Annotated in this window: 19 protein-coding genes and 1 riboswitch; of the genes, 10 read left to right on the forward strand and 9 right to left on the reverse strand. The window is 59.7% G+C overall.

What is annotated here, in order from left to right; genetic code table 11:
- Positions 1-42: 42 nt before the first annotated feature.
- Positions 43-543: an SsrA-binding protein SmpB gene (gene smpB / locus DXY10_RS04370; protein ID WP_115016583.1), complete on the reverse strand. Its 501-nt coding sequence runs from the start codon at positions 541-543 to the stop codon at positions 43-45.
- An 84-nt stretch (positions 544-627) separates the two neighbouring features.
- Between smpB and ruvB the strand changes: the two genes are divergently transcribed.
- The 6 genes from ruvB (at position 628) to thiC (ending at position 6,199) form a co-directional block, all read left to right on the forward strand.
- Positions 628-1,779, forward strand: a complete 1,152-nt coding sequence (gene ruvB, locus DXY10_RS04375) for a Holliday junction branch migration DNA helicase RuvB (RefSeq protein WP_244281926.1) — start codon at positions 628-630, stop codon at positions 1,777-1,779.
- Positions 1,776-2,570: a tetratricopeptide repeat protein gene (locus tag DXY10_RS04380; RefSeq protein WP_115016585.1), complete on the forward strand. Its 795-nt coding sequence runs from the start codon at positions 1,776-1,778 to the stop codon at positions 2,568-2,570. Before ruvB ends, DXY10_RS04380 begins: the two co-directional genes overlap by 4 nt.
- Complete coding sequence (locus DXY10_RS04385; RefSeq protein ID WP_115016587.1) at positions 2,567-3,760, forward strand: amidohydrolase; 1,194 nt, start codon at positions 2,567-2,569, stop codon at positions 3,758-3,760. Before DXY10_RS04380 ends, DXY10_RS04385 begins: the two co-directional genes overlap by 4 nt.
- Positions 3,757-4,005: a DUF3188 domain-containing protein gene (locus DXY10_RS04390; protein WP_115016589.1), complete on the forward strand. Its 249-nt coding sequence runs from the start codon at positions 3,757-3,759 to the stop codon at positions 4,003-4,005. Before DXY10_RS04385 ends, DXY10_RS04390 begins: the two co-directional genes overlap by 4 nt.
- The gene (locus DXY10_RS04395) at positions 4,002-4,628 is read left to right on the forward strand and encodes a HEAT repeat domain-containing protein (protein ID WP_115016591.1); all 627 of its coding nucleotides are present in this window, start codon (positions 4,002-4,004) and stop codon (positions 4,626-4,628) included. The genes DXY10_RS04390 and DXY10_RS04395 overlap by 4 nt, the downstream gene beginning before the upstream one ends.
- 23 nt (positions 4,629-4,651) lie before the next feature.
- A riboswitch (TPP riboswitch) is annotated at positions 4,652-4,760 on the forward strand.
- Positions 4,745-6,199, forward strand: coding sequence for a phosphomethylpyrimidine synthase ThiC (thiC, locus tag DXY10_RS04400; RefSeq protein ID WP_170955698.1), 1,455 nt, complete (start codon positions 4,745-4,747; stop codon positions 6,197-6,199). It overlaps the preceding riboswitch by 16 nt.
- A 241-nt stretch (positions 6,200-6,440) precedes the next feature.
- Here thiC and tkt read toward each other — a convergent pair whose 3' ends face one another.
- The 3 genes from tkt to acpP all read right to left on the reverse strand — a co-directional run bounded on the left by tkt (position 6,441) and on the right by acpP (position 10,035).
- Positions 6,441-8,450, reverse strand: a complete 2,010-nt coding sequence (gene tkt, locus DXY10_RS04405) for a transketolase (RefSeq protein ID WP_115016593.1) — start codon at positions 8,448-8,450, stop codon at positions 6,441-6,443.
- Between the two features lie 86 nt (positions 8,451-8,536).
- Positions 8,537-9,784, reverse strand: a complete 1,248-nt coding sequence (gene fabF / locus DXY10_RS04410; RefSeq protein WP_115016595.1) for a beta-ketoacyl-ACP synthase II — start codon at positions 9,782-9,784, stop codon at positions 8,537-8,539.
- Positions 9,785-9,792: 8 nt separating this feature from the next.
- Positions 9,793-10,035 (reverse strand): acyl carrier protein, encoded by a 243-nt coding sequence (gene acpP / locus DXY10_RS04415; protein WP_007099572.1) that lies wholly within the window; start codon positions 10,033-10,035, stop codon positions 9,793-9,795.
- A gap of 174 nt (positions 10,036-10,209) precedes the next feature.
- Here acpP and psaC point away from each other — a divergent pair, with 174 nt between their 5' ends.
- Complete coding sequence (gene psaC / locus DXY10_RS04420; protein ID WP_007099573.1) at positions 10,210-10,455, forward strand: photosystem I iron-sulfur center protein PsaC; 246 nt, start codon at positions 10,210-10,212, stop codon at positions 10,453-10,455.
- A 53-nt stretch (positions 10,456-10,508) separates the two neighbouring features.
- Positions 10,509-12,395: a glutamine--fructose-6-phosphate transaminase (isomerizing) gene (glmS, locus tag DXY10_RS04425; protein ID WP_115016596.1), complete on the forward strand. Its 1,887-nt coding sequence runs from the start codon at positions 10,509-10,511 to the stop codon at positions 12,393-12,395.
- Between the two features lie 12 nt (positions 12,396-12,407).
- On the opposite strand, the gene DXY10_RS04430 is transcribed toward glmS, so the two are convergent.
- A complete protein-coding gene (locus DXY10_RS04430) occupies positions 12,408-13,874 on the reverse strand; it encodes a mannose-1-phosphate guanylyltransferase/mannose-6-phosphate isomerase (RefSeq protein ID WP_115016715.1) in 1,467 nt (488 codons plus the stop codon).
- 63 nt (positions 13,875-13,937) lie between these two features.
- Entirely contained in the window at positions 13,938-14,492 is a 555-nt protein-coding gene (gene rimM / locus DXY10_RS04435) for a ribosome maturation factor RimM (RefSeq protein ID WP_115016598.1), read from the reverse strand.
- Positions 14,493-14,560: 68 nt separating this feature from the next.
- Between rimM and DXY10_RS04440 the strand changes: the two genes are divergently transcribed.
- Positions 14,561-14,743, forward strand: coding sequence for an NAD(P)H dehydrogenase subunit NdhS (locus DXY10_RS04440; protein WP_115016600.1), 183 nt, complete (start codon positions 14,561-14,563; stop codon positions 14,741-14,743).
- Positions 14,743-15,615, forward strand: a complete 873-nt coding sequence (locus DXY10_RS04445) for an ion transporter (RefSeq protein ID WP_115016602.1) — start codon at positions 14,743-14,745, stop codon at positions 15,613-15,615. Before DXY10_RS04440 ends, DXY10_RS04445 begins: the two co-directional genes overlap by 1 nt.
- On the opposite strand, the gene rnc is transcribed toward DXY10_RS04445, so the two are convergent.
- From rnc to DXY10_RS14215, 3 genes are all read right to left on the reverse strand, one after another.
- Positions 15,582-16,334, reverse strand: coding sequence for a ribonuclease III (gene rnc / locus DXY10_RS04450; RefSeq protein WP_244281927.1), 753 nt, complete (start codon positions 16,332-16,334; stop codon positions 15,582-15,584). The two genes, DXY10_RS04445 and rnc, sit on opposite strands and share 34 nt — an antisense overlap.
- Before the next feature lie 39 nt (positions 16,335-16,373).
- Positions 16,374-17,027 (reverse strand): hypothetical protein, encoded by a 654-nt coding sequence (locus DXY10_RS04455; protein ID WP_115016603.1) that lies wholly within the window; start codon positions 17,025-17,027, stop codon positions 16,374-16,376.
- 175 nt (positions 17,028-17,202) lie between these two features.
- Positions 17,203-18,255, reverse strand: coding sequence for a hypothetical protein (locus DXY10_RS14215; RefSeq protein ID WP_136989048.1), 1,053 nt, complete (start codon positions 18,253-18,255; stop codon positions 17,203-17,205).
- Positions 18,256-18,377 lie beyond the last annotated feature (122 nt).

The raw sequence follows: 18,377 nt of genomic DNA on the forward strand, positions 1-18,377 counted from the left end.
AAAGGGCGGGGGAGCACTATTTCGTGTGATGAATGGGTTGAATTAGTAACGCGATAGTGCTGCTTTTGTTTCTTTCTTGGTCTGTTTCTCTTTCTCAAAGGCCCGCTTGTCGTGCAGTTTGCGTCCTTTGCCGAGGCCGATGGTGAGCTTGATCCAGGACCCTTTCAAATGCAGGTTGAGTGGGATCAGGGTGAGGCCCTTTTGGTCCAGTTGAATGCGTAGTTTGTCGATCTCACGCCGATGGGCGAGAAGTCGGCGCACGCGCAGGGGGTCGTGGTTGAAATAGCTGCTTGCGTGGGTGTGCGGAGAGATGTGCACGTTGTGCAGTTGCATCTGGCCATTGCGGATCAGACAGAAGCCATCTCGCAGGTTGCTCTGTCCGGCCCGTACCGATTTCACTTCGGTGCCCAGTAGTTCGATCCCGGTTTCCAGAGTTTCAAGGATCTCGTACTGATGCCGTGCAAAGCGGTTGTCCGCCAGGATCCTTGGCTTGTCGTTGGCATCCTTCCCGCTGTTTCCCCTGCGGCCCGGGCCTTTTGCCATAACGCTGCGCTGCTGCCGCTCCTAATCACGAGCCTAGAGGGATCCTGACTCCCATCCAACCTCTGGGCTCGGTACGCTCGTGCCATGGCGATCGAGTCTTCAGCTGCCAGATCCAAGCGACCGCGACGGGAGTTGAAGGATCCGTCGCCGCTTCTGTCACCGGAACGCTCTGCCCAGGAGAGTGCTCCTGGCAGGGAAGACAGCCTGCGGCCCCGCCGCCTGAACGACTACATCGGCCAAGCGGAGCTCAAGCAGGTGCTTGGCATCGCTGTGCAGGCGGCGAGTGCCCGCGGCGATGCCCTCGACCATGTGCTGCTCTACGGCCCCCCTGGCCTGGGCAAGACCACCATGGCTCTTGTGCTGGCTGAAGAGCTTGGCGTCCCCTGTCGGATCACCAGCGCCCCGGCTTTGGAGCGACCTCGCGACATTGTGGGTCTGCTGGTCAATCTGCAACCAAGGGAGTTGCTGTTTATTGACGAGATCCACCGGCTCACCCGAGTGGCGGAGGAGCTGCTCTATCCGGCGATGGAGGATCGCCGCCTCGATCTCACGGTTGGAAAGGGCAGTACTGCCCGCACGCGAACCCTCGATTTGCCTCCCTTCACCCTTGTCGGGGCGACCACCAAGGCGGGTTCTCTCAGTTCCCCCTTGCGGGATCGCTTTGGGCTGTTGCAGCGGCTTGAGTTTTATGGGCAGGAGGATCTGGAGGCGATCGTTGACCGGGCTGCCGGGCTGCTTGGCCTGAGCTTGTCGGCCCATGGCTGCACCGAAATCGCCCGCCGCTGCCGGGGAACGCCGCGGATTGCGAACCGTCTGCTGCGACGTGTGCGCGACGTGGCCAGTGTGCGAGCAGCATCTGTCAACGGTGGCTCAACCCCGCTCGATGGCTCTGTGTTGATCGACGCCGATCTGGTGGACGAAGCCCTGAGCTTGCACCGGGTTGATGGTCGAGGCCTTGATGCTAGTGATCGTCGCCTGTTGGAGCTGTTGCTGCAGTCCCATGGCGGAGGTCCGGTGGGGCTCGATACCCTTGCGGCTGCTCTGGGGGAAGACGCCACCACCTTGGAAACGGTTGTGGAGCCCTATCTGCTCCAACTCGGATTTTTGCAGCGCACCCCTCGTGGCAGGGTCGTGACGATGGCCGGTCGGCGCCATCTCGGCTGGCCAGCGGTGGGGGAGCCCACTGTGAATGATCCCGCTGTGAAGGAGCCCGCTGTGGAGGATCCCGCTGCATGAGCCGGCTTCCCTTCGTGCTGTTGGTGCTGATGGCTTGTTGGTTTTCCCCGATGGCCTTGCCAGTGGCCGCTTTATCGGCCACCTCAACAGATCAGGCCCTGTTCAATCAGGCGTTGGTTGCGAGTCGCAATGGGGACGCATCGCAGGCCTTGTCGCTTTGGGACCGCTTTCTCACAGACCATCCGGAGGATGCGGCGGCTCTGAGCAATCGCGGCAACGTCCGCCTTTTGCTGGGCGATGCCGAGGGTGCGATTGCGGACCAGACCCGGTCTATGCAGCTATCCCCCGAGGCGATGGATCCCCATCTCAACCGCGGCACTGCAGAAGAAGCGCTTCGGCAGTGGGACGCCGCGGCAGCTGACTATCGCTGGATCCTTGCGCGAGATCCTGCTGAAGCATCCGCCCTCTACAACCTTGGCAATGTGCTCGGCTCCCAGGCGGTTTGGGACGATGCGGCCGAGCTGTACAGCCAAGCATCCTTGGCGAGACCAGGTTTTGCCATGGCCCGGTCCAGTGAGGCGCTGGCTCGGTACCAATTGGAGCAGTTCGATTCGGCTGAGCGGGAGTTGCGCAATCTGATCCGCCGTTACCCACTGTTTGCGGATGCTCGTGCCGGCCTCAGCGCTTTGCTCTGGCGACGCGGCCAGCGAGGTGAGGCTGAGAGCCACTGGGCAGCCGCGGCAGGTCTGGATCCCCGCTACCGCCAGGCGGACTGGCTGCTTGAGATTCGGCGCTGGCCGCCACAACCGACTGCTGATCTGATGGCCTTTCTCAGATTGGAGGTCCCATGAGCGAACTGGCCAGCACGGCCTGGAGCCAGGCCCTCGCCCAGCATCTTCCCGACTTGCTGGAGTTGCGTCGCCACTTGCATGCCCATCCTGAGCTCAGTGGTGAGGAGCATCAGACCGCTGCCCTTGTGGCAGGTGATCTGCGCGATCATGGCTGGAACGTGCGTGAAGGTGTGGGCCGCACCGGTGTTGTGGCGGAACTCGGACCCTCCGATGGGCCAAGGATTGGCTTGCGGGTGGATATGGACGCGTTGCCAGTGGAGGAACGCACCGAACTCCCCTACGCCTCCCTCCGCCAGGGCGTGATGCATGCCTGCGGCCATGACCTGCACACTTGCATCGGTCTTGGGGTGGCTCGCCTGCTTGCGGCTTGTCAGGAGGATCAGCCCCTTCCTCGCGGGGTGCGTCTTTTGTTTCAGCCAGCGGAAGAGCTAGCCGAGGGTGCTCGATGGATGCGTGATGACGGGGCCCTTGAGGGGCTTTCAGCCCTCTATGGCGTGCATGTGTTCCCCACCCTTGCCGTTGGTTCGATTGGTGTTCGCAGTGGGAGTCTCACCGCCGCCGCCGGTGAGCTGGAGATCACGGTGTTGGGCGAGGGTGGTCATGGTGCCAGGCCTCACCAGTCCGTGGATGCGATTTGGATTGCCTCGCGGGTGGTGACTGGCTTGCAGGAGGCCATCAGCCGTCGTCTTGATGCCTTGCATCCTGTGGTGGTCAGCTTTGGCAAGATCGAGGGCGGTAAAGCCTTCAACGTGATTGCCGATCGGGTCCGATTGCTCGGTACCGTGCGTTGTCTCGATGTTGATCTCCATAACCGCCTGCCCGCTTGGATTCAAGAGACGGTGCAGGCGATCTGTTCCAGTTTCGGCGCCTCAGCCGAGGTCACCTATCGCTGCATTGCTCCGCCAGTGCACAACGATCCCGGCCTCACCGATTTGCTGGAACGTTGTGCCATTGATCAGCTTGGTCGGGCCCAGGTGATGCGTCTGGATCAACCATCCCTTGGTGCGGAGGATTTTGCGGAACTGTTGAAAGATCTTCCCGGCAGCATGTTCCGGCTTGGAGTGGCGGGTCCTGATGGCTGCGCCCCGCTGCATCACGGCCGCTTCCGCCCAGAGGAGGGCAGTTTGGAAGTTGGTATTCGTGTGCTCACTGCCACGCTGTTGGCCTGGATGACGGACCTGAACCCATGACCCTTCGTCAGGCCAATCCCGCACATATCTGGCTATCTCTGGCAGCCCCGTTGTTGGTGTTGCTTGGCATCGTGGCTCTGATCCAGCGTCAAGGTACCGACCGTCTGCAGGCGCTTCCTGCCATCCTGGTGGGTATCGGTCTTGTCATCAGCGCAGTGGTCGGACGGCGTCGCCGGCGCTATCGCCTGTTGATGGCCCTGCGCAGCACGCGAACCGATCGCCTTGATTCAGACGATGCGCAATGACCTCCACACCGGATGAGCCCCAGCCTCTCCCCGATCCGCAGGCTCTGCGCCAAGCGATCGCTTCTGGGGATCCGATGCGAGCGCTGCCTGCGCTGGCTCGATTGAGGGCGATGCCTGATGAAGCAACGGAGTCGGTGGTGGTTCCCCTGTTGGTGTTGGGTTCGGAGCAAGCGGCGTTTGTGGTGCGATCGCTGAGTTGCAGCGGGCTTGGTCTTCGACGCAGTGAGCAGGGCTGGCAGGTGCTCTCTCGCCTGGTTCGAGATGACGAGGATGCCAACGTGCGCGCAGAGGCTGCGAATTCACTGGTCAGTTATGGCGTCGAACGGTCCTGGCCACTGCTGCGCGACAGGTTTGTCGCCGATGATGCCTGGTTGGTGCGTTGCAGCATCCTGTCGGCCTTTGCTGAGCAGCCGCAGATTGATCCCGCCTGGTTGCTGGAGCTGGCTCAGCTTGCGATTGAGGATGCCGACGGCACTGTTCGCGTCGGCGGCGCCGAAATCCTTGGCCGGCTTGTCCATGACGGAGTTGCCCAGGCGTCCACGGCCCGTCCGTGGCTTCAGTCGCTCCAGCAGGACGGCGATCATCGCGTGGTGGCTGCTGCGCTGAATGGGCTGCAGCCCTGAATCGAATGTCCTTGCTAGCTTTCGAGTAACACTAGGGGTGCCTGCTCTGTTGTCTCAACAGAATGGGCTGAGATCACACCCTCCGAACCTGATCCGGGTCATGCCGGCGCAGGGAAGTGACCAAGCGTGATCACCGGTTTGCCGACCCCTGGGCGTCCCATCGCTCTTCAATCATGCGTGCTTCCTGGGTGTCCTCCCGCAGGGGTCAGGCCAACGTGTCCCAGTTGCATTACGCCCGCCAGGGGGTGGTGACCGAGGAAATGGCCTACGTGGCTCAGCGGGAGAACCTGCCTGAGTCGCTGGTGATGGAGGAGGTGGCCCGTGGGCGGATGATCATTCCCGCCAACATCAACCACGAAAATCTTGAGCCGATGGCGATTGGGATCGCCAGCAAGTGCAAGGTGAATGCAAATATCGGCGCCTCTCCTAATGCCTCGGATGCCGAGGAAGAGGTCAAGAAACTGAACCTGGCGGTGAAATACGGCGCCGACACGGTGATGGACCTGTCAACCGGTGGCGTCAACCTGGATGAGGTGCGCACGGCGATCATTAAGGCCTCCCCAGTGCCGATCGGCACCGTGCCGGTGTATCAGGCGCTGGAGAGCGTGCATGGCTCGATTGAGAAGCTTTCGGAAGATGACTTCCTGCACATCATTGAGAAGCACTGTCAGCAGGGCGTCGATTACCAGACGATCCACGCCGGTTTGCTGATCGAGCATCTGCCCAAGGTGAAGGGTCGTATCACGGGGATCGTCAGCCGCGGTGGCGGAATCCTGGCCCAGTGGATGCTGTATCACCACAAACAAAACCCGCTCTACACGCGCTTCGACGACATCTGCGAGATCTTCAAGCGCTACGACTGCACCTTTTCGCTCGGTGATTCTCTACGTCCTGGCTGTCAGCACGACGCCTCCGATGCGGCCCAGCTGGCTGAGCTGAAGACGCTGGGTGACCTCACCCGTCGCGCCTGGGCGCATGACGTGCAGGTGATGGTGGAAGGTCCGGGCCACGTGCCCCTCGACCAGATCGAGTTCAACGTCAAGAAACAGATGGAGGAGTGCAATGAAGCCCCCTTCTATGTGCTCGGTCCTTTGGTGACCGACATTGCTCCCGGTTATGACCACATCACCTCCGCGATCGGTGCTGCCATGGCGGGTTGGCATGGCACGGCGATGCTCTGCTACGTGACCCCCAAGGAGCACTTGGGTCTTCCTAATGCAGACGATGTAAGAGAGGGGTTGATCGCCTACAAGATCGCCGCCCATGCCGCTGATATTGCTCGGCATCGCCCCGGTGCCCGTGATCGTGACGATGAGCTCAGCCGGGCTCGCTATGCCTTCGATTGGAACAAGCAGTTCGAACTTTCTCTCGACCCTGAGCGGGCCAAGGAATATCACGATGAAACCCTGCCCGCCGACATTTACAAACAGGCGGAGTTCTGCTCAATGTGTGGGCCCAAGCACTGCCCGATGCAGACCAAGATCACCGATGCAGACCTCGAAGGTTTGGAAGACGTGCTCAAGGCCAAGGGGGCTGCAGAGCTGGTGGCTGTGAAGCAGGACAAAGCTTGACCGGACTGGTGCCTTAGGACGGACGACTGCTTTGCGCTGATGGTCTTTCTGCCCCGGTGGTGACACCGGGGTTTTTTGTGTTGTGGACTGCTTCTTTTGGGTGTGCTGGCTGACCAGTTCAGCCTTGCTGCGCATGCGATGCGTCGTGCTCCAGGGGCAATGCCATGAAAAAGCCCCCCGTTCGGAGGGCTCGGATGCTTGGTTGAATGGACCCGAAGGTCATTCCTTTCTCAGTCGAGGATCAGCCCAGCAGAGCTTTCGACTTGGTCACCACGTTGTCCACGGTGAAACCGAATTCCTTCATGCAGGTTCCGCCGGGTGCCGAAGCACCGAAGCGGTGCATGGTGACGCTGTCGCCATCGAGACCGATGAAGCGATGCCAGCCGAAGGTTTCGGCGGCTTCCACCACGATCCGTTTGCGCACGGCAGAGGGAAGCACCTGCTCCTTATAGGCGTCGCTCTGTTCGTCGAACAGTTCCACACAGGGCATGGAAACCACGCGTACTTTGCGGCCCTCGCTGCTGAGCTGTTTGGCGGCCTGAACGCAGAGGTCCAGTTCGGAGCCTGTGCCGATCAGGATCAGCTCGGGGGTGCCGTCACAGTCCTCGAGGATGTAGCCACCGAAGGCCACTTTGTCGATCGAGGAGTTGGCCTGGTTGGCCATGTTCTGGCGGCTGAGGCACAGGGCGCTGGGGCGTTTGCGGTTTTCGATCGCCAGCTTGTAGGCACCGCTGGTCTCGTTGCCGTCGCCTGGACGGAACACCAGCATGTTCGGAATCGCTCGCAGCGAGGGGATGGTCTCAATCGGTTGGTGGGTAGGACCGTCTTCGCCCACACCGATGGAATCGTGGGTGAGCACGTAGATCACACCCAGCTCACTCAGGGCTGACAGGCGCATGGAGCCGCGCATGTAGTCGGCAAACACCAGGAATGTGCCGCCGTAGGGGATCAGGCCACTGTTGTGGTACGCAATGCCGTTCAGGATCGCGGCCATGGCGTGCTCGCGCACACCGAAGTGGAGGTAGCGCTTCTCGGGGCTCTCGGGTTGGAAGGAGCCGGTTTCGCCCTTGATGTCGGTGTAGTTGGAGTGGGTGAGGTCGGCCGAGCCACCAATCAGCTCAGGCAGGTTGGGGCCGAGGGCACCAAGGCAGATCTGAGAGTGCTTGCGGGTTGCCAGTCCACCGTCCTCAGGGGTGTAGGTGGGCAGATCCTTATCCCAACCCTCGGGGAGTTCGCCCCGGAGCATCCGCTCGAAGACAGCGGCCTCAGCTGGATATTGGCTGCGGTAGGTGGCCAGGGTTTGGTTCCATTCGGCTTCGAGGCTGGCGCCGCGCTCGATGGCCTGGCGGAACTGGTCATAGGCCTCTTGGGGGACTTCAAAGGCGCCGTAGTCCCAGTTCAGCTGCTGACGGGTGAGGGCTGTTTCGTCTTCTCCCAGAGGGGCACCGTGCACACCCGCGGTGTCGCTTTTGTTGGGTGAGCCGTAGCCAATGGTGGTGGTGACCTTGATGATCGAAGGCTTGTCGGTGACCGCCTTAGCGGCTTCGATCGCCTTGGTGATGGCATCCACATCGGTATTGCCTTCGGCCACATGCTGCACATGCCAGCCGTAGGCCTCGTAGCGCTTGAGAACGTCTTCGGTGAAGGACACGTCGGTGCGTCCGTCGATCGTGATGCTGTTGTCGTCGTAAAGAGCGATCAGCTTGCCCAGTTTCAAATGTCCGGCCAAGGACGCGGCTTCCGATGCGACGCCTTCCTGGTTGCAGCCGTCACCCATCACCACATAGGTGTAATGGTCGACAAGGGTTGAACCGGGTTTGTTGAATTTGGCAGCGAGATGGGTTTCGGCGATCGCCAGGCCCACAGCGTTGGAGATGCCCGCACCAAGAGGCCCGGTGGTGACTTCTACACCCGGGGTTTCGAAGGTTTCCGGGTGTCCTGGGGTCTTGGATCCCCACTGGCGGAAGTTTTTGATGTCTTCAATCGACACCGAGTCGTAGCCGGTGAGGTGCAGCAGCGCATAGAGCAACATGCAGCCGTGACCCGCGGAGAGCACGAAGCGGTCGCGGTTGAACCATTTGGGGTTCTTGGGGTTGTGCTTCAGGAACTTGTCCCACAGCGCATAGCCCATCGGAGCGCAGCCCATGGGAAGGCCGGGGTGACCGCTCTTGGATTTGTTGATGGCGTCAACGGCCAGCATGCGGATGCTGTTGACGCAGAGCGTGTCGATAGAAGCGGGCGCGGCGACCATGGCGTACGAGTGGAGAAGCGGTAAAGAATGCCGTCAGTCTGAAACAACGGGTCGGTGGCTCGAAAGTGTGCCACCTATCGGCTGGTTCAGCGCATGCGACGGAAGGCAAGGCAGACGTTGTGGCCGCCGAAGCCGAAGGAGTTGGAGAGCACGGTTCCCAGTGTGTGCTCACGGGCCGTGTTGGGCACGACATCCAGATCACAGTCGGGATCGGGATTGGCGTAGTTGATGGTGGGAGGCACCACGCCGTTGCGGATTGCCAGCACGCTGGCCACCGCTTCGATGCCGCCCGATCCTCCTAGGAGGTGGCCTGTCATCGACTTAGTGGAGCTCACTGGAATTGCGAGAGCACGAGAGCCAAGGGCGCTCTTGATCGCAGCGGTCTCGTTGCTGTCGTTGGCTGGGGTGCTGGTGCCGTGGGCATTGATGTAATCCACGGATTCCGCACTGATCTCTCCGTCCTCAAGGGCGAGGCGGATTGCTGCTGCACCACCAACGCCACCGGGGGTGGGCGCGGTGATGTGATGGGCATCGCATGTGGTGCCATAACCCACCACTTCGGCCAGTACCGTGGCGCCTCGAGCCTCCGCGTGGGCCAGGGTCTCAAGGACAAGCACGCCGGCTCCCTCGCCAATCACGAAGCCGTCGCGTTCTTTGTCGAAGGGTCGGCTTGCTGTGGCTGGGTCATCGTTGCGGAAGGACAATGCCTTGGCGCTGGCGAAACCGGCCACTCCCAGTGGGGTGATGGCGGATTCAGCACCACCGCAGATCATGGCGTCGGCCTTACCCAGCTGGAGCAGCCGGAAGGCATCGCCAACTGAGTTGGAGCCAGCTGCACAGGCGGTAGCTACAGCCGAACTGGGACCTTTGGCGCCAAGGGCGATCGCCGCCAGGCCAGTGGCCATGTTCGGAATCATCATCGGCACTGTGAACGGACTGACCCGTCCAGGGCCCTTGCCGTCAAGCACATGGGCCTGGGTCTCCATCGTGAGTAGGCCACCCACGCCCGATCCGATGCTGACACCGATTCGATCAGCATTGGCCTCGGTGATCTCGAGGCCGGCATCGGCAACAGCTTGTTTGGCTGCCACCACACCGAACTTGCAGAATCGATCCCAGCGCTTCGCTTCCTTGGCTTCAAGGAATCCAGTGGGGTCGAAGTCCTTGACCTCTGCAGCGAACCGACAGGCATGAGCTGAGGCATCGAACAGGGTGATGCCTGCGACGCCATTGCAGCCCGAAGAGAGACCGTTCCAATAGTCGGAAACGGTATTGCCAATCGGTGTCACCGCGCCGAGGCCGGTGACCACAACGCGTTGAAGACCCTTCACCATGCCGATCCTCAGGCCTGCTTGTCTTCGATGTACTTGACGGCGTCACCGACGGTGGTGATGCCCTCAGCTGCTTCATCGGGGATTTCGATGTCGAAGGCCTCTTCCAGGGCCATCACCAGTTCAACGGTGTCGAGGGAGTCGGCGCCCAGATCGTTCTGGAAATTCGACTCCGGCTTGACCTCGCCGGCATCGACGCTGAGCTGCTCCGCCACGATCGAACGGACTTTTTCGAGGATCGCTTCCTGGGACATAGCCGTGAAGACGGGACGACGCATCTTACGGGCTGGCCTTAGTGCCCCCTACTTTTGGCCCCCTCTTCAAGCCCCCACTGTCGTTAACAACGGTGAAGGCCCCAGCGTGAGTGTGGTTCACCTGCGTTGATGGCGGGTACGTTGGCGCCAAGCCATTTGTTCAGGACCGGACGCATGTCCCACGCCGTCAAGATCTACGACACCTGCATCGGCTGCACACAATGTGTGCGTGCCTGCCCTCTCGATGTTCTTGAGATGGTGCCCTGGGACGGTTGCAAGGCCGGTCAGATCGCTTCGTCTCCTCGCACTGAAGATTGCGTCGGTTGCAAGCGTTGCGAAACCGCCTGTCCCACAGACTTCCTCAGCATCCGTGTCTATCTCGGTGATGAGACCAGCCGAAGCATGGGCTTGGCCTACTGATCACCTCTTAAAAGCAATAAGCTCAGCCCGGCTTCAGCCGGGCTTTTTTTTGTATGTGCGGAATCGTTGCGGTCATCGGTTCTAGGGACGCTTCTCCTTTGCTGTTGGAGGGTCTGCGTCAGCTGGAATACCGCGGGTATGACTCCGCCGGTGTGGCCACCGTTGAGAACGGTCAGCTGCACTGCGTTCGGGCCAAGGGAAAGCTGGTGAATCTCACTGCCCGTGTCGACAAAGAGGGAGCGCCGGGGCTGTGCGGTATCGGTCATACCCGCTGGGCTACGCACGGCAAGCCGGAGGAACACAACGCCCATCCCCATCGCAACGGTTCCGGACGGGTGGCAGTGGTGCAGAACGGCATCATTGAGAACCACCGAAGCCTGCGGGACGAGCTGACAGCGGCTGGGGTGGTTTTTCAGTCCGAGACTGACACCGAGGTGATTCCCCATTTGGTGGGAGCCGAGTTGGACCGTCTGGTTGCTGCTGGTGAACAGCCCAGCGGTGCCCTGTTACTCAAGGCAGTTCAAGCGGTATTGCCCGCACTGCAAGGGGCCTATGCGCTGGCAGTGGTTTGGGTAGAGGTGCCTGGGGCTCTGGTGGTGGCGCGCCGCGCTGCCCCGTTGCTCATCGGTCTGGGAGAGGGGGAATTCATCTGCGCCAGCGATACGCCTGCGCTAGCCGGTTTCACCCGCACGATTTTGGCGATGGAAGACGGGGAGGTGGCTTTGCTCAGTCCTCTCGGCATCGAGCTTTACAACGCGCAGGGAGAGCGCCAGCAGCGCACTCCCACTGTGCTCAGTAACCAGGAGGGAGTTGCCGATAAGCGTGATTTCCGCCACTTCATGCTCAAGGAGATTCATGAGCAACCAGAAACAGCTGAGCTGTGGGTGGCACGTCATCTACCTGCAGGCTTAACGGCCGGCAATCCTGTTGCTTTGCCCTTTGATGAAGACTTCTATGCGGGGGTCGAGCGCATCCAGATCCTGGCCTGTGGCACCAGTCGCCATGCAGCCCAGGTGGGGGGCTATCTGCTGGAGCAGTTCGCTGGTCTCCCCACCAGCGTTTTTTACGCCAGTGAATTCCGCTATGCCCCGCCTCCGTTGGCACCGAACACCCTCACCATCGGCGTCACCCAGTCGGGTGAAACCGCCGACACCCTGGCTGCTCTGGCTATGGAGTCGGACCGCCGTGCTGGCCATGACGATCCTGCCTATGCCAGCCGCCAGTTGGGGATCACCAATCGCCCGGAAAGTTCCCTGGCGCGCCAGGTCGACGCCATCCTCGACATCGGCGCCGGTATTGAGGTTGGTGTGGCTGCCACCAAGACTTTCCTCGGCCAGTTGCTCGCTTTTTACGCTCTGGCGTTGGCCTTCGCAGCCCGTCGGGGCAGTCGCAGCGATGCGGAGATCCATGAATTGGTGCAGGAGTTGCGCCAGCTTCCGACCCAGTTGCGTCAGCTGGTGGATGCACACGACAAGCAATCAGAGGCGCTTGCCCACCGTTTTGCAGAAACGCAGGATGTGATTTTCCTGGGCAGGGGCATCAACTATCCGATCGCCCTGGAAGGTGCTCTGAAGCTCAAGGAGATCAGCTATATCCACGCCGAGGGGTATCCCGCCGGAGAGATGAAGCATGGTCCGATTGCCTTGCTCGATGCCCATGTGCCCGTGGTGTCGATCGCAGTACCTGGGACTGTTTTCGAGAAAGTGCTCAGCAATGCCCAGGAAGCGAAGGCCAGGGATGCGCGTTTGATCGGAGTGGCTCCTGACGGGCCGGATACTGATTTGTTCGATGATCTGCTGGCAGTTCCCCAGGTGAGCGAATGGGTTAGCCCCCTGCTCACCGTGGTGCCGATGCAGCTGCTCAGCTATCACATCGCAGCCCACCGCGGTCTGGATGTGGATCAGCCCCGCAACCTGGCAAAGAGCGTCACGGTGGAGTGATCCAAAGCGGGTTCAGGCGGCCTTCTCGCTTGGATCACGCTGTTGATCACTGCGCCCGTACACGTCGTCGAAGCGCACGATGTCGTCTTCGCCGAGGTATTCGCCGCTCTGCACCTCGATCATCTCCACAGGAATGCGTCCGGGGTTGCTGAGGCGATGGTGGCAGCCCATCGGGATATAGGTGCTCTGGTTTTCGCCTACAAGTTGCTCATCGCCGTCGCGCTCCACCAAAGCGGTACCGCGTACCACAACCCAGTGCTCCGCCCGATGATGGTGCATTTGCAGTGACAGGCTCTCGCCTGGCTTGACGGAGATGCGTTTGACTTGCCAGCGGCTGCCCTCCATCACGCCGGTGTAATGGCCCCAGGGGCGGTAGATCTTGCGGTGGGCCTTGCCCTCGGGGCTGCCGTCAGCCTCCAGTTGGCTGACGACCTTCTTGACGTTCTGGGCCTGATCACGGTCGGCGATCAGCACGGCGTCATCGGTTTCGACCACCACCAGGTTCTCGACCCCTAGGCCCACTACCAGGCGGTGTTCGCTGCGCAGGTAGCAGTTGCGGCTGTTTTCACTGATGACGCGGCCGCGAAGCACGTTGCCATCAGCGTCCTTCTCGGAGGTGTCCCAGAGGGCACTCCAACTCCCCACATCACTCCATCCAGCATCGAGGGGGAGCACGCTGCCCATTTGGGTCTGCTCCATCACTGCCACATCGATGGCCACTTCGGGGCAACGGGCGAAGGCATGGTGGTCGAGGCGACGGAAGTCAAGGTCGGGGTGATCTTGTTCCAGTGCTGCCCTGCAGCAGCTCACCACCTCGGGGGCGAGTCGCTCCAGTTCCGCCAGCATGGCGCTGGCCCGGAATAGGAACATGCCGCTGTTCCAGGTGAAGCGGCCAGTGGTGAGAAACTGCTCAGCGGTGGCTAGATCTGGCTTTTCTACGAAGCGTGCGATCGGAGCTGGGCTCAGTGTTCCTGCCTGAAGGGGTTCAGTGGCTTCGATATAGCCGTAGCCGGTTTCAGGTGCCGTGGGCACGATCCCAAAGGTCACCAATCGGCCGGCCTCCGCTGCGCTTCGACCGGCTTGAACTGTGGCGCGAAAGCGCTCGCCATCACGGATGACGTGGTCGGCAGCGAGCACCAGCAGCAGTGGGTCCTCTCCCTTCACCGTCGCCTGCAGGGCGGCGATGGCGACGGCGGGTGCTGTGTTGCGACCCATCGGTTCCAGCAGGATCGCGCCAGGTTTGACACCGATTTGGCGCATCTGCTCGGCCACAATGAAGCGGTGGTCTTCATTGCAGATCAGCAGGGGATCCTGTAGAGCATCTAGCCCCTCCAGGCGTTGCTGGGTCTGTTGCAGCAGGGTCTCCTCACCGCTGCCCCCCAGCGGCCAGTATTGCTTTGGGTAGCTGGCGCGTGAGAGAGGCCAGAGACGGGTTCCTGTGCCTCCACAGAGAATCACAGGGATTAAGGGGGTGCTCACCGAAGCTGGACGCGTGATGGCTCGATCCTGCCCCACGTCCCTGGCGCTGTCAGCCCTTGAAGGTCACAGCTCCAGCAGTCCCGGTGGCGGTGTGAGCAGCAGCCAGCCCTCCTTGAGGTGCACCTCCGGCACAATCGCTTCCACGAAAGGGATCAGGAGGCGTCGTCCATCGTCCCGTTCAATTTCGAGCAGGTCGTTCCCGGCGCTGGTGAGGTCGGTGACGGTGCCGATCACTGTGCCTTCGGTGCCAAGACGGGCTTCCAGGCCCACCAGGTCGAGCAGGTGGAACTCACCCTCGGCCAGTTCGGGTCGGTCATCGGCTGGTACGACAAGGCTTTGCCCCACAAGGGCTTCGGCAGCGCTGCGGTCATTGATGCCTTCAAAACGCACCACGAACACGCTCTTTCCAGGCAGCTGACGGCCGCTTTTGAGCTCCACTGGCTTGGGCAGGTTGCCTTTGGCTTGCAGCCATCGAGCACCTGGTTCCGTGAAACGCTCCGGGAAATCGCTGGCGGGGTTGATGCGCAGCTCCCCTCGCAGACCTTGAACGCCTACCACCTTGCCAACTGTGAGCCATTCAGCCGGATCGCTTGGGGTGGTCGTGTCGTGGCCGGCCATGGCCGCTTGTGCAGAAGTCTGTTGATCATGGCGTCACGCGATACTGATGCTCTGATCGTTTTCCTGTCATGGCCACCAGTGCTCCGATCCTCCCCGGCGCCACGGTGAAGGTGGTGGATGTCACCTCGATCTACAACGGTTACACCGGGTTCGTGCAGCGAATTAGTGGAGATCGCGCTGCGGTGTTGTTTGAGGGCGGCAACTGGGACAAGCTCGTCACTCTTCGTCTGCGCGATCTCCAGGCCGGCTGATGGACAAGACCACCATCCGCGGGCGCCTGGCGCGGGTGGTGCTCGACTCCGACACAACGGCAGGTCGTCTTTACAACCTTGTGGTGTTCGGGGCCATCCTGCTCAGTGTTGTTGGCTTGATGTTCGAGCCCGCACCGCTCCTGCCTGGGTCTGTTCAGGTTGCTGTTCCCGCCTGGGTCGACCTGATCGATCGCATGGCCTTGGCGGTGTTTACGGCTGACTTAGTCCTGCATCTGATGGCCAGTCCTAGGCCACTGGCCTACTTGCGAAGTTTCTACGGCCTGATCGATCTCTGCGCCGTGCTCTTCTTTGCGGTGCCCCAGATCAGCAGCGGTCTGCTGTTGTGGGTGTTCAAGTTCGGTCGCATTCTGCGGGTGTTCAAATTGCTGCGCTTCATGGATGAAGCGCGCGCTCTGGGCGCGGCACTTCGGGCCAGCGCCCGCCGTATCACTGTCTTCATCCTGTTCGTGTTGATCCTGCAGGTTGTTTTGGGTTACGTGATGGTCGTGGTGGAGAGTTTCCACCCCGAAAGTCAGTTCCGCAGCGTCGCCCAGGGGGTCTACTGGGCGATTGTGACCATGACCACAGTTGGTTATGGCGACATCGTGCCCCAGACGGCACTGGGCCGAATACTTGCGGCGGTGGTGATGCTGCTTGGCTTTGGGATCATCGCCATTCCCACGGGCATCATCACTGTGGAGGGTCTGCGCCGGTCCGGAGCTCGGGCAAGCTTGAGGTCCATACGCTGCATTGACTGCGGTCAGGTCAGTCATCGCAACCGTGCCCGCTTCTGCGATCGCTGTGGAACAGAGTTGCCGGCGTGTGAACGAGCAGAGGATCAACGCTCTACTCCGTCCCCCTCAACGTCCTGAAGTGCCGCCTGGGCCGCCCTCTGCTCTGCGTCCCTGCGGGATCCCCCCCATCCTTCAGCCAGCGTCTTTTCCTTAAGCTTGACCTGGCAGTGGAAGCGGCGTGGGTCGCCATGGCGGCGACTGGTTTCAAGGCTGTTGTAGACGGGTAGCCCCAGTTTGCGGGCCTGGCTCCACTCCTGCAGGGCGGATTTGGCATTGCCCTTGTGAGGGTCAGCCAGAACCGCAGCACTGGTGCGCTGCCAGTGCGGGGTGAGCCAGGTATGCACCGGTGCTAGAGACCCCCAGGCTTGATAGATCGCGCCGATCAGGGCTTCACTGGCCTCCGCTTGGAGGGTGGCGCGTCCGGCTGTATCTCCGCGTGCTTTGGCTCCGATCTCAAGCACGCGTTCGATTCCGATCGTTTCCCCTAGAGAGGCAAGCCAGCGGTCGCTCACCAACTGTGCGCGTAAGGCGGAGCGCTCTCCGACGGGCAGTTGTGGATGGTGCTGCTCAATGAACTCACTAGCAGCAAGCCGCAGCACAGCATCGCCAAGAAATTCAAGCCGCTCGTGGTTCAGCGGTCGACCGGCTGAGGTGTGAGTCAGTGCTTCATTCACCAGTGCCAATGTCGCCTCTTCTTTTGGGCTGTGGCCGGTGTCGAGGCCTAGCTCACCGCAGAATTGCTGCAACTGTTCGGCCCGGTGGCGCTGCGCATCGGGGATCGGCTGATCGTTGGTCACAGTTTGACCATGGGTGAATGGGGGGCCAAGTCAGGCACGTTATTGGCAGATCCAAGCACCATTCGAAAATTTGATGCCCGAACCTTGTTGTGAACATCCAGCTTTGATGGCGGCAGGATCAAATGGAGTGGATTGATCCACTTTTTTGTTATCGCTGCAATACCAACCTGCACCTAAAGAGCCATTGCTCGCGAAACCAGGGGTCTTAGAGCAACCCTTGTGAATGAACGCTTTTTCAAGGCATATCCAGCCTTCATTGTTGGCTAGAAAGCCAACGTAATGGATGTCACTTGTGCAGCCTTTCTGGATTTTGCATGGATCGAAATTTGTATTCTTATTGACTAGTTTTCCGTCTTTGCAATACCAGCCTGGCCCCATAGTGTTACTTCTGTCATTGCTGTAGGCAACGCCTGCTTTGCAGTCAGGATGAATGAAGCATGGGTCATAACCATCGTCATTCAAAGTGGGACTCTGAGTTTTATCGCTGTTTCTCCCGGTTTTTTTGGTGTCAATCGTGCTGTCTGAGTCCCCTTCGTGAAGATCGATTCCGATTCCGGAGGAGTCTCCCCCTTTGATTTCCAGGTCAACCCCAAGCTCCGCTAAAGCCTGAGGTGGCGCCAAAAGGCTAAGGGCGGCAAGGGTGCAGCCGCCTGCCAGTGCTATCGGTTGAATTGCATTATTCAGATTTAGCATTGCTAGGGCTTTGACTATTACAAATATAGCTAGTCGTTATGGTAATGGATCAAGAGATCTGGAGGTCATGTATCGACTCCAAAGGCTGATTGGCTTTAGTTTGAGCCCCGACTGGCCATTGATTTTGTATTTTGCCTGAGGGTAAAATGAAAAGTAAGTTTTGCATTTTGATGGGCTACCATGGGCATTTGTCATTAGAATTGCATGGGTAAATTTTGTATCCTCCCTTGCCCATTTTTGCTGGAGTATCGCTGTCGTTTACCATCCATTTATCAAGACGAATTGTATAAGTATTACCCTCTTTGTATAGGCCTGCTAACCATATCTCAATATAAGGCGGCCAGCCTTTGTACGGCGTCCCGGGTTCGTTGTCGGCATAACATTTCCAACCAGTTGTGGTGTTCCATTTTGACATCGTGGGCCATGTGAAATTGTTGCCTACCATGTTTGAATCAGCTTCACAAACCCATGGAAAAAGCATAAAGCTAAAGGCTTTGACAACATTTTTATCGTTTTTATATGGATTCTCGATTGCCGCAATTTTCTGGCATACATTTCCCCCCCAAGGTCCAGATGCTTGTGAGCCGCACTGTTTTTCATTTATTTCACCATTTACGCCATACCATCCTGCCCAGTATTTGAATTGTCCGAATGTTGTGCCTGAATCTGGATGGGTGAATGTGCAGTGATTTCTGCCGTGGCTGCCTTTTGTGCAACTTGGCTCGGTATTGGTGCCTTCGAATCGCTCGATGTATTTAATATCACCTGCGCAGTCAGGTTGGATGCCTGCCCCGTCACAATTGTGAAAGACCCAATAATCTTTAACGATGTTATTGCCATTTCCATCAAATGCGCCCCAGGCTCTTGCTCCCTGGCCGTTTTGGGCGCCAGCGACAATTTCCTCATAGGGGGAGCCCCCGCAAGGATCTTGAGTCCGGTTCAAAATGTTGAACAGAAAGGGTCGATAGTTGAAGGGGGAGCAGCTGATGTCGTGACTGCCGGTCTTTGGATTACCCCCGCAAAAGTTTGTTAGTTTTTCACTGCTACTGGCCCAGCAGAACCCGCCATTTAGATTCCGATTATCCGCGATTTCAAAGGGCCTTGGAGTGGCTGCTTGGAACATCCGTGTGCTTTGTGTGTGGTGGAGTTCTGCCGCATGGCTCTCCGGAGTTGAGAAGGGGGTATGGGCTGCAAAGATGAGTCCGATTGATGCAAGCCACCAGCTCATCGCCACATAAAACAATTCAAACTAAATCTGGGTAACTTTTGTTGTTGAGGCTTAGTTTTTCCGTTTTGCTTTACGTTTGGCGCAGTGACTATGGACTTTGAAGATTGATTTGTTTGATCGCT

It is taken from the genome of Synechococcus sp. UW140, from assembly GCF_900474295.1.
In the GTDB taxonomy this organism is placed as follows: Bacteria; Cyanobacteriota; Cyanobacteriia; order PCC-6307; family Cyanobiaceae; genus Synechococcus_C.

Excerpts from the sequence above, each read along its gene's own strand:
- smpB (WP_115016583.1), bottom strand. The coding sequence starts at position 543 with ATGGCAAAAGGCCCGGGCCGCAGGGGAAACAGCGGGAAGGATGCCAAC.
- ruvB (WP_244281926.1), top strand. The coding sequence starts at position 628 with ATGGCGATCGAGTCTTCAGCTGCCAGATCCAAGCGACCGCGACGGGAG.
- DXY10_RS04380 (WP_115016585.1), top strand. The coding sequence starts at position 1,776 with ATGAGCCGGCTTCCCTTCGTGCTGTTGGTGCTGATGGCTTGTTGGTTT.
- DXY10_RS04385 (WP_115016587.1), top strand. The coding sequence starts at position 2,567 with ATGAGCGAACTGGCCAGCACGGCCTGGAGCCAGGCCCTCGCCCAGCAT.
- DXY10_RS04390 (WP_115016589.1), top strand. The coding sequence starts at position 3,757 with ATGACCCTTCGTCAGGCCAATCCCGCACATATCTGGCTATCTCTGGCA.
- DXY10_RS04395 (WP_115016591.1), top strand. The coding sequence starts at position 4,002 with ATGACCTCCACACCGGATGAGCCCCAGCCTCTCCCCGATCCGCAGGCT.
- tkt (WP_115016593.1), bottom strand. The coding sequence starts at position 8,450 with ATGGTCGCCGCGCCCGCTTCTATCGACACGCTCTGCGTCAACAGCATC.
- fabF (WP_115016595.1), bottom strand. The coding sequence starts at position 9,784 with ATGGTGAAGGGTCTTCAACGCGTTGTGGTCACCGGCCTCGGCGCGGTG.
- acpP (WP_007099572.1), bottom strand. The coding sequence starts at position 10,035 with ATGTCCCAGGAAGCGATCCTCGAAAAAGTCCGTTCGATCGTGGCGGAG.
- psaC (WP_007099573.1), top strand. The coding sequence starts at position 10,210 with ATGTCCCACGCCGTCAAGATCTACGACACCTGCATCGGCTGCACACAA.
- glmS (WP_115016596.1), top strand. The coding sequence starts at position 10,509 with ATGTGCGGAATCGTTGCGGTCATCGGTTCTAGGGACGCTTCTCCTTTG.
- rimM (WP_115016598.1), bottom strand. The coding sequence starts at position 14,492 with ATGGCCGGCCACGACACGACCACCCCAAGCGATCCGGCTGAATGGCTC.
- DXY10_RS04440 (WP_115016600.1), top strand. The coding sequence starts at position 14,561 with ATGGCCACCAGTGCTCCGATCCTCCCCGGCGCCACGGTGAAGGTGGTG.
- DXY10_RS04445 (WP_115016602.1), top strand. The coding sequence starts at position 14,743 with ATGGACAAGACCACCATCCGCGGGCGCCTGGCGCGGGTGGTGCTCGAC.
- DXY10_RS04455 (WP_115016603.1), bottom strand. The coding sequence starts at position 17,027 with ATGCTAAATCTGAATAATGCAATTCAACCGATAGCACTGGCAGGCGGC.
- DXY10_RS14215 (WP_136989048.1), bottom strand. The coding sequence starts at position 18,255 with ATGAGCTGGTGGCTTGCATCAATCGGACTCATCTTTGCAGCCCATACC.